The following is a 13,742-nucleotide window of genomic DNA, read 5'->3' on the forward strand; positions in this document are numbered from 1 at the left end:
TATTCCTCCTCTTACGCTTTCGCCTTATAAAGTAAATATAAGAAATACGGTACACCGACAATAGAAATAACGATTCCAACTGGTAGCTCTACAGGTGTGAAAACTGTTTTCGCAATAAAGTCTGAAGCAATTACAAGAAACATTCCTATTACGCCGCACGTAGGAATTATATACTTATGTTGAATACCGACAAGTCTTTTCGCTATATGCGGTGCCATTAGTCCAATAAAACCGATACTCCCTGAAACAGCAACACATGCGCTCACAAGTCCGATACTACTTAACAGTAAAATCGATTTCTCTCTTTCTACTGAAACACCTAAACTTGTAATACTCGTTTCTTCCAATTGAAATAAATCTAATAAATAAGCTTTCTTTTGTATAAGCGGAATTAAGATAATAAGCCATGGTAACATAGCCACAATATACTTCCAGTTTGCACTATATATACTTCCAGACACCCACACTGCAGCCATCTCGAAATCGGTTGACTTCATTTTGAGTGATAAATACATAGAGAATGCTCCAAACCCTGAACCGATTGCAATCCCTGTTAATAACAGTCGTTGCGAATCTAACTTACCGTTTTTCCAAGAAAACAAATAAATGATTAGCGCTGCACCTAATCCACCTATTAAACCAAACATAGGCATCATCATTATAGAAATCCAATCTGTGCTCTTTAGTTGCCCTTGAAAGAAAAACATAAAAATAACGATGGCTGTTCCTGCTCCGGCGTTTACGCCTAAAATACCTGGGTCTGCCAATCCATTTCTTGTAATCCCTTGAATAACGGCACCCGCAACACCAAGGCCTAATCCTACTAATCCAGCAATTACAATACGCGGAAGGCGAAACTCAAAAATAACTAAATCATGTTCTGGTACTGGATCAATTCTAAAAAGTGTTTTAAATACATCTGTAATCGTAATATCAAACGTACCATTCGTTAAACTAATGTAAATGGCACATAGTATTAAAAATACAATAATCCCCATCGTCATTCCAAAACGTTGACTTGAACTTTTAAGCATGTCTCTCTCCTCCTCTTGTACGAATTAAATAAAGGAAGAAAGGAATTCCAATTAAAGATGTTACGACTCCAATTGGCGTTTCAAATGGATAATTTACAAATCTACTTAAAACATCACATAACGCTAAGAAAACGCCACCAATAACGCCTGCACATGGCAAAATCCACTTATAATCTACCCCAATTATAAAGCGAGTAATGTGCGGAATAATTAAACCTACAAAACCAACTTTCCCCACTAAAGCAACTGCTGTTCCTGTTAAAAAGATAACTGATAAAATTGCCATCGCTTTAACTAGTTTTGTACGCTGCCCTAAATTAATAGAAACCTCTTCGCCTAATGAAAGAATGGTAATAGATTTTGATATTAACAGCGCTAAAATTATTCCAATTATCCCAAACGGTATCGTGATTTTAATGATATTAGGATCTACTTGATCTAATTTTGCATTAAACCAAAAACTAACATTTTGAGAAATTTGAAAATATGAAGCCATTGCAGCCGATACACTGCTTAAAAATGTTCCAATAACTGTCCCTATAATCGCTAACCTAACTGGTGATAAGCCATTTTGAAGGAGCGAACCAAAACCAAACACGATACCGGCTCCTAGTGCAGAACCAATCATTGAACATAAAACCATACCAATTGATGACATTCCCGGAAGAAAGATCATACAAAGTGTAATAACAAAGGCAGCGCCATCCGTCACACCCATAATAGAAGGGGATGCAAGATAGTTTCTTGTCATCCCCTGCATAAGTGCTCCTGATATGGCTAGAAATGCTCCGACTAAAAGAGCTGCAACTACCCTTGGTAAACGTGAAGTAATAATAATATTATGATTTACATCGCTTGAATCAAAATGAAATAATGCGTTCCACACTGTTTCAGCATCAATACTTTTCGCCCCATACAAAATCGAAAGTATAACTGTAAATAAGATGAGTATGGGTGCTATACATAATATGGTTACTGGTACTGCATTTGTTTTCTGCATATCATTCAACGCACCTTACTTATTGTATTATTTAGATAAATTTTTCACTGCTTCTTTTAAGAATGCTGTTTTACTCCAAGCAGTACCACCTTGTGCCATTGGATCTACAACATTTACAAATACTTTCTTTTCCTTCGCAGCATTCATACTTTGCCAAATTGGATTACTTTCAATTTCTTCTAACACTTTCGGGTTTTTATTTTCACTTGCCTCATATTGTAAGAAAATATAATCTGGGTTAAGTTCAGCAAGTTTTTCAAATGAAATTTTCTCTTGTGCTTTTACAGTTTTCAATTGTTCTGGAGCAGTTAGTCCAAGATCTTTATAAATTACAGGGTTGAAGTATACTCCATCTGGATATAAGAATAATTCGTTTGCTCTTAATCTAATGACAAGTACTTTTTTATCTTTTAACTTATCTCCTAGTTTTGCTTTTGCTTTTTCAGCGTCCGAATTGTAGTCTTTAATAATTTTTTCTGCTTTATCTTTTTTACCAGTTAATTCTCCCATTAACTTTAAGTTATCTTCCCAATTTGTTGAAACGTGTGATACCGGGAATGTAGGAGCTACTTTCGTAAACTTTTCAGCTGTTTCTGCTGGGAATTTCGTACTCGATGTAATAACATCTGGTTTTAATTGTAGTAATGTTTCGAAATTTGGTTGCATTTTCTCACCAACAGATTTCGCACCTTCTAACTCTTTTTCAAGGTATTTTGGTAATTTACCACCTACAGTAATGGCACCAACTGGTTTAATTCCAAGTACCGCCGCATCTTCCATTGACTCTAAACTAGCTGTCGCAATTTTATCTACTTTTGCTGGCACTGTATATTCTTTACCTAAATATGTAATTTTTCGTTTTTCATCTTTTTTCGTTTCCGTAGCTTTTGTCTGTTGTTTTTGCTCGCCTGAAGTTTTATCCGCACTATTACATGCCGCTAAACCTACACTTAAAACTGTAACCATCCCTAAAGTAAATAATTTCTTGTTCATCTTTATATGTCTCCTCTCGAATTTTCAAACTATATTCTCAATAAAATTTAACTATATGAACCTTGTCTCAAATATATATTTCATTAGATTAATAATTTTATCCAGAACTCATTCACGTTCACTTCCCCTAGACTATAATTCTTTTACACCTTCATCACTTGATAACCGTTTCTACTGATAATGATTATCGTTACTAAGTATATATTTAATATGAAATTATTTCAAGAATGATTTGAAAAATTTTAACAAACTGAATTAAAAAAAGAAGTATCCGCCTGATTTTAGGGAGATACTTCTTTTTTTAGAAATTTATATGTAATTCAACTGGACAATGGTCTGATCCCATTACTTCACTATTAATTTTCGCTTCTGTTATTTGGTCTTTCATTCTTTCCGAAACAACAAAATAATCTAAACGCCATCCGATATTTTTCGCTCTCGCGCCCATACGATACGACCACCACGAGTATGCACCTTCTTGATCAGAATAAAGGTAACGATACGTATCAATAAATCCTTCTTCTAAAATACATGTAAATTTCTCTCGTTCCTCATCGGAGAATCCAGGGTTTTTACGATTACTTTTTGGATTTTTCAAATCGATTTCTTTATGAGCAACATTTAGGTCTCCACAAAAAATAACTGGTTTTTTCTCATCTAATCGTTTGATATAGGATCTGAAATCATCTTCCCATTTCATTCTGTAATCTAATCGTTCTAATCCACGTTTTGAATTTGGTGTATATAACGTGATCATGTAAAAATCTTCGAATTCTAATGTAATAAGTCGCCCTTCTTGATCATGCTCTTCAATTTCTAAGCCGTATGTAACAGAAAGCGGTTCTTTTTTTGTAAAAATAGCCGTTCCCGAATACCCTTTTTTCACAGCGTAATTCCAGTATGTATAATATCCCTCTAGATTTAAATCAATTTGGCCACTTTGCAATTTAATCTCTTGCAGACAAAATATATCTGCATTAGATTCTTCGAGATATTCTAAAAATCCACCCTTTGCAATAACTGCACGTAAACCATTTACATTCCATGAAATTAACTTCACTTATAGTCCTCCTCTTGATGTTCACTTTCAAAGTTCATGCTATCACAAAATAGAAAAACAATCATATTTCCACCTTTGTAATCTTGCTCTTACATTTATGAATACATACATACGCACTTTATTCAGGTTATACTAACTTCAGAGGTGATGTTCTTTGCACAATGAAGGAGTTACATTAACAAATGAGTATTGGCAAGCAATTATTCATAATGATTCTTCCTATGATAGCAAATTCTTTTATGCTGTGAAATCAACTGGAATCTTTTGCAGACCATCATGCAAATCAAGAATACCGAATAGAAACAATGTACGAATTTTTCATCATGCGGAACAAGCATTAAGTGAAAGCTTTCGCCCGTGCAAACGTTGTAAGCCAAACGGGATCACTTTGCCTAATGAAGAGTGGGTAGAACAAATTAAAGACTATATCGAAAAGCATTATGACGAATCCTTAACTCTCGACATGCTTGCGGAAATGTGTCACGGTAGCCCTTTTCATTTGCAGCGTACTTTCAAAAAAATAATAGGGCTAACTCCTATAGAATATATACAACAATTCAGGGTTCTTAAAGCAACCGAATACCTTTTACGCACAAATCAATCTATTAAAGAAATTAGTACTGCTGTCGGGATAGAAAACCCAGAGTATTTCGCAACTTTATTTAAAAAGAAAGCCGGATTTACTCCTACTGAATATCGAAAAAAGAACGAAATGAAAGAGGGATACGATAATGAATTCCTACAAAAATAATTATATATATTGGACGCTACTTACACATAAGAATTGGCGATTTCATATTGCTGCAACTGAAAATGGACTATGTTTCATTGGATCACAAGATGAAAACTTTGAAGAATTAAATATATGGGCTAGAAAAAAACTGCCCCAACATATATTGATCCATAGTCCAGATTACTTGCAAATATATACGAAAGAAGTTATCGAGTATTTAGAAAACAAGCGAGAAACTTTTACATTCCCTATCGATGCTTATGGAACTAATTTTCAATTATCTGTTTGGAATACGGTACGTGAAATTCCTTATGGAAAGACATATTCTTATACAGAAATTGCTGAAAGAATTCAAAAACCTACAGCTGTGCGCGCCGTTGCTTCCGCTATTGCTGCTAACCCTCTTCTTATTACAATTCCTTGTCATCGCGTTATTGGGAAGAATGGGAAACTAACCGGATTTAGGGGTGGATTAGACATGAAGAAAAAATTGCTTGCATTAGAAAAATTGCAGGTGGAATTCATATGACAGCAGAATATAATAGCGCATTATCTGTAGCAGTTCCGAAAGAATTTTGTTTCCAAGAAAATTTACGCTATCTATCACGTTCGAACAATGAATGTATGTTCCATATTGAAGACAACAAAATTTATAAAGTTATCCCTGTTCAAGATGTAAATCCTTTAGTTGAAATTAGTTTGAATACTGATGGCAATATTCAAATACGTTGTTTAGAAGAATCATATACATCTGAAAAATCGATACGTGAGGCTGTAGCTAACTATGTAAAAGAATGGTTTGATTTAACTACTGATTTAGCCCCTTTTTATACATTAGCTAAACATGATTTACTCCTTCAAGGACCAATTGAACAATATTATGGCCTTCGTAATTTAGGTATTCCAGACTTATTTGAGGCACTTTCCTGGGGAATTATCGGTCAACAAATTAACCTAACATATGCTTATACACTAAAAAGAAGATTAGTTGAGCAATTTGGAAGTTATGTAGAATGGGACGGTAGAAAACATTGGATTTTCCCATCACCTGAAACAATTGCAAATCTACATCTAGAAGATCTCCAACAATTAAAAATGACGACTAGAAAATGTGAATATTTAATCGGTATTGCGAAGCTTATTACAGAGAGAAAACTGTCAAAAGAGGAGTTACTACAAACACAAAATATAAAAATTGCTGAAAAACAGTTAACTGCTATCCATGGTATCGGCCCATGGACTGCCAACTATGTTTTAATGCGTTGTTTAAGATTTCCTTCAGCTTTTCCAATTGATGATGTTGGTCTGCATAATGCAATTAAATTTATAATAGGCTCCGAAAATAAACCTACTAAAAATGAAATAAAAGATTTTGCAGCAAACTGGGCTAATTGGGAGTCTTATGCGACTTTTTATTTGTGGCGAGTACTATATTAAAAGAACCAAGTAGCACATTCGTACTACTTGGTTCTTTTTTAAGCTTGCTCCTCAAAACGTCTTGCAATTTCTACAATAACTTGAACAGCTTTTTCCATAGTATCTACCGAAACATACTCAAATTTACCGTGATAGTTTTCACCACCAGTGAAAATATTCGGCGTCGGTAATCCCATATATGATAATTGTGATCCATCTGTGCCTCCGCGAATCGGGTGAATATTTGGTTCAATATCTAAACTTTTCATTGCTTCATATGCAATATCAACAATTTCTCTTACCGGTTCAATTTTTTCCAGCATGTTATAGTATTGATCATTCATTTCTAAAACGACTGCATCTTCGCCATACTTTTCTTGCATATTCTTCACAATATTTTTAACGTTATTTTTACGCGCTTCAAAATTTTCACGATCAAAGTCTCGAATAATATAATACGCTTTACTTTGCTCAACATCACCATTTAAAGAAAGTAAGTGATAGAATCCTTCATAGCCTTCTGTATATTCTGGTGCCTCTTCTACTGATAAATACCCGTTAAACTCCATAGCCAGTTTAGTTGCATTGCGCATTTTATTTTTCGCTGTTCCAGGATGTGTATTCGTTCCGTTAAACGTTAACTTAGCACCTGCAGCATTAAAACTTTCATACTCTAAACCACCTAATGGACCTCCATCCATCGTATAAGCGAATGATGCACCAAACGCCTCTACATCAAAATGCGCTGGCCCACGACCAATTTCTTCATCCGGTGTAAATGCTACTCTTATTTTCCCGTGCTTAATTTGCGGATTATGTATTAAATAGTTCATTGCAACCATAATTTCTGTAAGACCAGCTTTATCATCTGCTCCTAGAAGTGTTGTACCATCAGTTGTAATAATGGTATGTCCTTTATATGATGGTAATTCTGGGAACTGCTCTGGTGTTAGCACAACATTTAGCTCTTCATTTAACGTAATTGCATTACCATCAAAATTTTCATGAATTTGTGGTTTGACGTTTTTCCCCGTAAAGTCTGTTGCCGTATCTAAATGAGCTAAAAATCCGATTACAGGAACATCCTTGTCCGTATTAGCTGGAAGTGTTGCCATTACATAGCCATTATCATCCATCGTTACTTCTGTTAACCCAATTTCTTTTAGCTCTTCCACTAATAACTTACCAAACTCAATTTGTCCTGGTGTTGTTGGTACTGTATTGCTTTCTTCATTTGATTGCGTATCAATTTTTACATATCTCGTAAATCTTTCAATAAGTTCTTGTTTCAAGTTCATTCACTCCCTTTTATGTTTCTCTCTCCATTATAATCCTTAAAACGAAATATTTTAACTTTTTTGACTGTGAAGATGTATATTTCATTTGCATTGTTAACACATTTAAACGAATGATAAAAAGACATAATATTTGTACATTAAAACCGGAACAGGTAACATACATAATTATAAAATATGGGAGGTTTTAAAGATGAGGCTAACTCTCTTTCGCTATTTTCTTTTTTTCTTAGGATTAATTTTCTTTGGCCTTGGAAACGCTCTTGCAGTCAAAGTTAAATTTCTAGGCTTGCACCCTTGGGAAGTTTTAAATATGGCTCTCTACCAAAAGTTTGGATGGACCATCGGTACGTGGAGTGTCATATGTGGGTTATGTCTCGTTCTAATATCTTTACTAGTAGATCGAAAATATATAAATGTGGGTACATTTTTGAATGCACTACTTATCGGTCCCATTATGGACTTTTTCTTACAATCAAACATGCTTCCAGACGCTAGTAATTATTTATGGATAAACTTACTCATTTTATTTTCTGGTATTGCCATTACAGGTATCGGGGGAGGGATGTACGTTGCAGCTGGGATTGGCGCTGGCCCTCGTGATGGATTCATGCTTACTATTTCCGACAAAACAGGACTTTCTATTAGCCGTGCTAGAATCATAGTAGAATGTATTGTACTAGTTATTGGATTTATGCTAGGAGGTCCTGTTTTCATCGTAACTTTTCTGTACACCTTTATTCAAAGTCCAATCTTTCAGCAATCATTTAAGATGTTTCAAACACTTTTACATACTTTACATAACAAAAAGAAAATTAGTGAACATATTTAAAGTACTGCTTAATGCAAATAAATTCACCCTATTTACGACTCCCGCCGCAAATAGGGTGTTTCTGTTTTTATCTCGCAATTTAAGAATATATAATACTACTCATTCACAATAAAAGTATATACATCATCATAAATACAACCATTTACTTTAATCACATACTTCCCAGGTTTATTAAAACTAATTGTGTATTTATTTAACTGAATTGCTTCTTTATCTCCAGAAAGAATATCAATACTTCTGCCACTTAATACATACAATTCATTTAGATCCATCGTTACATCAATTGTATTGAAATTTTCCACTTTCACTTGCTGTGCTTCCGCAACGCTTACACTTGGTTCTAAAAACAGTAGTCCACTTAATCCAATCGTCCCCGCTAAAGCAACTCCCGCAAACTTTTTAATCTGTTTCATTACAATGACCTCCTTATAGATTTTGCGTAAAGGTGATGTCCCCCTTACACCACAAAGCCTATATGTAATGAAATGAAAAGTAAACGGGGACTGTAAGACAAAATTCTACATCTTTTTCTCCTATTGAATATAAATCCAACGTTTGGAGTTTTGACACATTTAAAATTGTTTCCCTAAACCAATTCCCCCATAATTTATTCAAATACTGAATAATTACTTATTGATTTAACATTCTAAAAATAGTTGATAAAGATGCTTTCTATTCAAAAAAAGACTTTGCTATAAAAGTAACTTTTACAACAAAATCCATGCAACTAATTTTATTCCGCTTTCCATAATCTCTCTACATTCATTAATTGTTCTTCTTTAAACTCCATCTTATATATATCCGGTTTTGACGTATTCATTAAAAATTCAAAACCATATTGTTTATCAAAATAGTTCATCATTAATGTCATGACAAGCCCATGTGTACCAATTACAATTTTGCGTCCTTGAAAATCTATTAAGATTTCTTTTAATACTTTCACTACTCTTCTCTGGCAGTCTGCATATGACTCTCCTTCCGTTCGTGAAAAGTCCGGATTAGAGAACATCTTCTGTACAAGTGGATACACCTCTTTGTCTGATATAACCTGACCCTCACTTGAAAACATACACTCTTTAAGATTTTCATATACTACTATTTCTTTTTCATGGAAATTAGCTGACTCCTCTATCGTTAACATAGCCCGATTATAGGGACTGGAAATAAAAGTATCAATTTTCTCCGCTTTTAATATGTCAGTTACTCTACGGGCATCCATACGTCCCTTCTCAGTTAACCCGCGCATTCTTTCATTTCCTTCTAGTTTTGGTGATTCACCATGTCTAACCATATAAATATATGTGCTCATAATTTCTCCTTAAAATTGTTTATTAGTTAATACATCACGTTCATTTATCCCATTTCAACACTTAAGTGTAATACTAAAATACTTTATAAAATGTGCTGATTTGTTCGTCTAATCCATTCTCCTACTAAACTCTCAAATAATTCAGGCTGCTCAATTTGCAAATTATGCCCTGCCATATCTAACACTGCTAATGTTGCCCTGGGATATTCTTCAATAATTTCTATAATATTTTGATAACCTACTGATATATCTTGTCTTCCAGTCAGTAAAAGAACGGGCTTTTCATATTTTTCACGCTGAAAATCCATAGTAAGAGAGTAATTCTTTTGCAACCTTTCAATAAATTCATAATTAGCAACATCTAACCCAGGCTTAATTTCTTCTTTAAATCGCGTATATGTATATTCATTTGCTATTACAGCTAACTCACAAAATTTCTCTCTTTCCGTGGAAGTAAGCGTATTTAAAAATTCCTCATCTTGTACAATTACCTGTTTATCTGGAAGAATCCTTTTTTCTGGCTCCGCTACAACAACAGGACATACTAATAGTAATCCGCTAACTCTCTCAAACATCTTTGTAAGTATACCTTTGGCTAAATAGCCTCCATATGATTCTCCTACCAATAAAAATTTTTCAGTAGAAATGATTTCCTCAATAAATGTGATAAGCACTTCTACTATACGATCTGAACTATTTATCCAATTTGGAGCGTTCGATTTCCCCATACCAGGTAAATCAATATATATTCGCTTATAACCTTCATATTTCTGAAATACTGATTCCATACATTTCATCATTAACCTATGATCAGGGGCGCAGCCATGTATGATAATGACCGGTTTACCCTCTCCCACAATTTCATAGTATATTTCTGCATCTTTAATTCGATATATCATAAAAAAACCTCCCTATTTAGTGGCAATACTATCCACTCTGTAAGAATACACGTTCTTATTCTATATCCTTTTCCTATATTTTCACAAATGTTAATTTTCAGATTTAAAATAAAAATCTCGCCTAAAAAATCCTCATCATTTTATATGCAATTTTGCATCTCCACTTACAAATCACTAAAAAAACTTTACAATTCAAAGGATGACTAAATATACAATTTCTATTTAAAATCTTGATACAGTCTATACTATCAACCACAATGTTTTTTTAACTTTAAGAATACTTACACTATTTAACACTTTCCTTATAAACATGATTTTTATAAGGAAATCTGATACAATTCTTAAATAATATTATTATGTATAGATATAACGAACATAGTACATAATTAAAGAAGGTGATTTCATTGAAATTAAATAAAAATTTACAATTATGTATATTAATTGGGACATTAATATGCTATTCAATCTATTTTATGTTTTTCTATCTGTTCCCTACTCATTTTTCAAATTCAGATGTACGCTTCGCTTCACTTATCGTTGAAGCCATTACATTTGTATCACTGATTTACTCTATATATTCTAAAAAAGTCAGTTCAAATCCGTTTTGGATATGTATTACAATAGCAATTGGTAGTTTTTTATTAGGGAAAATAGTATATACATATCAGGATAGCTTCTTCGAAATTCCAATACATCGTTTTACTGTTTCTGATGTATTTTACATGTTTTTTCTATTTTTCTGTCTTATCGCTTTCTGCTATAAAATTTTAAAGGAATGCAATAAATGGGAAAAAGCGTTCTTTATTTGTGATATATGCATAGTACTTACTTCCATATTTACATTAGAATGGTATTTATTTAACCAACCAAGTTTAAATATATTCTCTCTTTCACTAGGAGATGTTTTCCTTTCATTTTTATACCCAATTGCAGATTTATTATTTCTGCTGCTAGGTGTTAGTCTCTTTTTCCGTCCAACAATTTTTAAATCCAAACGGAAAATTTATATCTTTATTTTTGTATTAATAAGTTCTGCAACTTTTAACTATATTTATTTTTACTTAAATAACCACTTATCAACTGAAACGATAACATTATTACGTCTTTTATATAGAATACCTATATTACTTATTGCAATAGCTGGCTCTATTCCAGAAGATCATAATAGCCATAAAAATTATTTCATTGTAAACCCTATAATAGGAAAAAAAGCTTTAGTTGTATTTCCCTATCTTGCTGTTGCAATACTAATCGGGTTTACATTAAAAGAACAAACATCATCTTCAACTCTCATTACAGGAAATTGTATTACTTTTATTTTCGTACTCATTCGTCATTCTATCGTACGTATGCAAAACAATTCCTTAACAAAACGTTTGCAGGCATTTAATGCCCAACTAGAAGAAAAAGTTACTTTACGGACGTCTGATTTAGTTCATAAATCAGAGGCTCTTTCTCAAAAACAACAAAAGTTTAAATCATTATATGAATATCATCCTGACCCTATTTTCACCATTGATTTAAATGGAATATTCTTAAATGTAAATAAGGCTGGGAGTGTACTACTTGGTGCACCAACGGATGAGTTACTAGGTGAAACTTGTTTTTCGATTATTTTAGATGAAGATAAGCATAAGCTAGCATTGGCATTAGAGAAAGTGAAACAACAAGAATCGGCATCCTTACAACTTAGTTCTCAATATAAAGATGGCTTTACTTATTTTTTATACGTTACAATCATTCCTATTATAATAGACGGACAAATTTCAGGAAGCTATATTATGGTGAAAGATATTACTGCACTAAAAAAACAGCAAGAAGAAATTAAATATTTAGCATTCCATGACACAGTAACGAAAATTGGGAACCGTGCCTTTTTTCATAAAAAATTAAAGAGAGTTATAAAAAATGCTAAAATAGCAGAAAGCGAGTTTGCATTATTATATTTAGATTTAGATCGCTTTAAAGCAATTAACGATACACTTGGACATTCGTCAGGAGATTACATATTAGAAGAAGTAGCAAAGCGATTCCAATCATGTCTTCCATCACATACTCATCTTTCAAGAATCGGTGGCGATGAATTTACAATCATAATTGAAAACTATACTGACGAAGATTACTTATTCCAATTATGTAACCAATTATTTGAATGCATGAAAAAATCATTTATCATACATGAGCATAAATTAACTTTATCACTGAGTATCGGCATCGCTATTTATCCACATTCCGGAATCGATACCGCTACACTCCTGAAAAACGCCAATGTTGCAATGTATGATGCAAAAGCAAAAGAGCTTAACTCTCTCTCTATTTATGACGATGTAATCGCTAAAAAAATTGAAAGACGATTACGATTAGAAAAAGATTTACCAAACGCACTACAAAATGAAGAATTGTTCCTTTTGTATCAACCTCAAGTTGATAGTGAATCTAATAAAATCATCGGTGCAGAAGCTTTAATTAGGTGGAATCATCCTGAATTAGGTATTATTTCTCCATACGAGTTTATTCCGATTGCAGAAGAAACACTACAAATTATTTCAATAGGAAAATGGACATTAGAGCAGGCTTGTAAGCAAATGAAACGTTGGCACGGACTCGGATATTCACATTTAAAAATAGGTGTAAATTTATCTGCTAAAGAATTTGAACAAGAGGATTTTGTAAGGTCTATTTCTTCTACTTTAACAAATACAGGTTTACCAGCAAGCTCTCTTGATCTTGAATTAACAGAGCGAATTGCAATGATGGATGAACGAGAAACATTGATAAAACTGCGTACACTAAAAAGTCTAGGGATTCACATTTCAATCGACGACTTTGGTACAGGTTATTCTTCGCTAGCCTACTTACCTTTATATCCAATTGATACATTAAAAATTCCGAGAGAATTTATTACAATGTCTGAAACATGTGATGATGGAATGGAAATTATTAAAACAATCATCACATTAGCAAATACACTAGGAATGTCTGTCATTGCTGAAGGTGTAGAAACAAAAGAGCACGTAAATTTCCTTCAAAAAAATAAATGTCAGTTTATTCAAGGTTATTATTACAGTAAGCCTATTCATATTGATGCATTTACTGAGCTATTAGAAAACGGCATTCACCCATATTACATAGCTAATTGGAATAACTAACAATAAATTTGAACAAATATAG

At 33.2% G+C, this 13,742-nt stretch carries 13 protein-coding genes; 5 read left to right on the forward strand and 8 right to left on the reverse strand.

What is annotated here, in order from left to right:
- Window positions 1-11: 11 nt before the first annotated feature.
- From NZ044_RS18355 to NZ044_RS18370, 4 genes are all read right to left on the reverse strand, one after another.
- A complete protein-coding gene (locus NZ044_RS18355; RefSeq protein ID WP_000920455.1) occupies window positions 12-1,034 on the reverse strand; it encodes a FecCD family ABC transporter permease in 1,023 nt (340 codons plus the stop codon).
- On the reverse strand, window positions 1,027-2,034 hold the full coding sequence (locus NZ044_RS18360) for a FecCD family ABC transporter permease (protein ID WP_001173054.1): 1,008 nt from the start codon (window positions 2,032-2,034) through the stop codon (window positions 1,027-1,029). The genes NZ044_RS18355 and NZ044_RS18360 overlap by 8 nt, the downstream gene beginning before the upstream one ends.
- 27 nt (window positions 2,035-2,061) lie before the next feature.
- The gene (locus NZ044_RS18365; protein WP_001035504.1) at window positions 2,062-3,027 is read right to left on the reverse strand and encodes an iron-hydroxamate ABC transporter substrate-binding protein; all 966 of its coding nucleotides are present in this window, start codon (window positions 3,025-3,027) and stop codon (window positions 2,062-2,064) included.
- A gap of 301 nt (window positions 3,028-3,328) precedes the next feature.
- Window positions 3,329-4,087 (reverse strand): exodeoxyribonuclease III, encoded by a 759-nt coding sequence (locus NZ044_RS18370; RefSeq protein ID WP_000767606.1) that lies wholly within the window; start codon window positions 4,085-4,087, stop codon window positions 3,329-3,331.
- Window positions 4,088-4,241: 154 nt separating this feature from the next.
- Between NZ044_RS18370 and NZ044_RS18375 the strand changes: the two genes are divergently transcribed.
- The 3 genes from NZ044_RS18375 to NZ044_RS18385 are packed head-to-tail and all read left to right on the forward strand — an operon-like array spanning window position 4,242 to window position 6,257.
- The gene (locus tag NZ044_RS18375) at window positions 4,242-4,838 is read left to right on the forward strand and encodes a bifunctional transcriptional activator/DNA repair enzyme AdaA (RefSeq protein WP_098505704.1); all 597 of its coding nucleotides are present in this window, start codon (window positions 4,242-4,244) and stop codon (window positions 4,836-4,838) included.
- Window positions 4,819-5,349 (forward strand): methylated-DNA--[protein]-cysteine S-methyltransferase, encoded by a 531-nt coding sequence (locus tag NZ044_RS18380; RefSeq protein ID WP_016080580.1) that lies wholly within the window; start codon window positions 4,819-4,821, stop codon window positions 5,347-5,349. Before NZ044_RS18375 ends, NZ044_RS18380 begins: the two co-directional genes overlap by 20 nt.
- Entirely contained in the window at window positions 5,346-6,257 is a 912-nt protein-coding gene (locus NZ044_RS18385) for a DNA-3-methyladenine glycosylase 2 (protein ID WP_029443084.1), read from the forward strand. The genes NZ044_RS18380 and NZ044_RS18385 overlap by 4 nt, the downstream gene beginning before the upstream one ends.
- Before the next feature lie 38 nt (window positions 6,258-6,295).
- On the opposite strand, the gene pepT is transcribed toward NZ044_RS18385, so the two are convergent.
- Window positions 6,296-7,528, reverse strand: coding sequence for a peptidase T (gene pepT / locus NZ044_RS18390; RefSeq protein ID WP_016080578.1), 1,233 nt, complete (start codon window positions 7,526-7,528; stop codon window positions 6,296-6,298).
- Between the two features lie 196 nt (window positions 7,529-7,724).
- Between pepT and NZ044_RS18395 the strand changes: the two genes are divergently transcribed.
- Entirely contained in the window at window positions 7,725-8,363 is a 639-nt protein-coding gene (locus NZ044_RS18395; RefSeq protein ID WP_029443085.1) for a YczE/YyaS/YitT family protein, read from the forward strand.
- 95 nt (window positions 8,364-8,458) lie between these two features.
- On the opposite strand, the gene NZ044_RS18400 is transcribed toward NZ044_RS18395, so the two are convergent.
- The 3 genes from NZ044_RS18400 to NZ044_RS18410 all read right to left on the reverse strand — a co-directional run bounded on the left by NZ044_RS18400 (window position 8,459) and on the right by NZ044_RS18410 (window position 10,571).
- Window positions 8,459-8,776, reverse strand: coding sequence for a hypothetical protein (locus tag NZ044_RS18400; RefSeq protein WP_000809494.1), 318 nt, complete (start codon window positions 8,774-8,776; stop codon window positions 8,459-8,461).
- Between the two features lie 320 nt (window positions 8,777-9,096).
- Window positions 9,097-9,672, reverse strand: a complete 576-nt coding sequence (locus NZ044_RS18405; RefSeq protein ID WP_000109172.1) for a histidine phosphatase family protein — start codon at window positions 9,670-9,672, stop codon at window positions 9,097-9,099.
- Between the two features lie 83 nt (window positions 9,673-9,755).
- Window positions 9,756-10,571, reverse strand: a complete 816-nt coding sequence (locus tag NZ044_RS18410; protein WP_000640338.1) for an alpha/beta fold hydrolase — start codon at window positions 10,569-10,571, stop codon at window positions 9,756-9,758.
- A gap of 404 nt (window positions 10,572-10,975) precedes the next feature.
- Here NZ044_RS18410 and NZ044_RS18415 point away from each other — a divergent pair, with 404 nt between their 5' ends.
- Window positions 10,976-13,720 carry a sensor domain-containing protein gene (locus NZ044_RS18415; protein ID WP_000773541.1) on the forward strand — a complete coding sequence of 915 codons (2,745 nt, stop codon included), beginning with the start codon at window positions 10,976-10,978 and terminating at the stop codon, window positions 13,718-13,720.
- Window positions 13,721-13,742: the final 22 nt, after the last annotated feature.

The organism is Bacillus sp. FSL K6-1338 (assembly GCF_038006965.1).
In the GTDB taxonomy this organism is placed as follows: domain Bacteria; phylum Bacillota; class Bacilli; order Bacillales; family Bacillaceae_G; genus Bacillus_A; species Bacillus_A thuringiensis_S.

What these genes read in the sequence shown, in the direction of transcription:
- NZ044_RS18380 (WP_016080580.1), top strand. Translation starts at nt 4,819, where the DNA reads ATGAATTCCTACAAAAATAATTATATATATTGGACGCTACTTACACAT.
- NZ044_RS18410 (WP_000640338.1), bottom strand. Translation starts at nt 10,571, where the DNA reads ATGATATATCGAATTAAAGATGCAGAAATATACTATGAAATTGTGGGA.
- NZ044_RS18385 (WP_029443084.1), top strand. Translation starts at nt 5,346, where the DNA reads ATGACAGCAGAATATAATAGCGCATTATCTGTAGCAGTTCCGAAAGAA.
- NZ044_RS18365 (WP_001035504.1), bottom strand. Translation starts at nt 3,027, where the DNA reads ATGAACAAGAAATTATTTACTTTAGGGATGGTTACAGTTTTAAGTGTA.
- NZ044_RS18360 (WP_001173054.1), bottom strand. Translation starts at nt 2,034, where the DNA reads ATGCAGAAAACAAATGCAGTACCAGTAACCATATTATGTATAGCACCC.
- NZ044_RS18400 (WP_000809494.1), bottom strand. Translation starts at nt 8,776, where the DNA reads ATGAAACAGATTAAAAAGTTTGCGGGAGTTGCTTTAGCGGGGACGATT.
- NZ044_RS18405 (WP_000109172.1), bottom strand. Translation starts at nt 9,672, where the DNA reads ATGAGCACATATATTTATATGGTTAGACATGGTGAATCACCAAAACTA.
- NZ044_RS18355 (WP_000920455.1), bottom strand. Translation starts at nt 1,034, where the DNA reads ATGCTTAAAAGTTCAAGTCAACGTTTTGGAATGACGATGGGGATTATT.
- NZ044_RS18395 (WP_029443085.1), top strand. Translation starts at nt 7,725, where the DNA reads ATGAGGCTAACTCTCTTTCGCTATTTTCTTTTTTTCTTAGGATTAATT.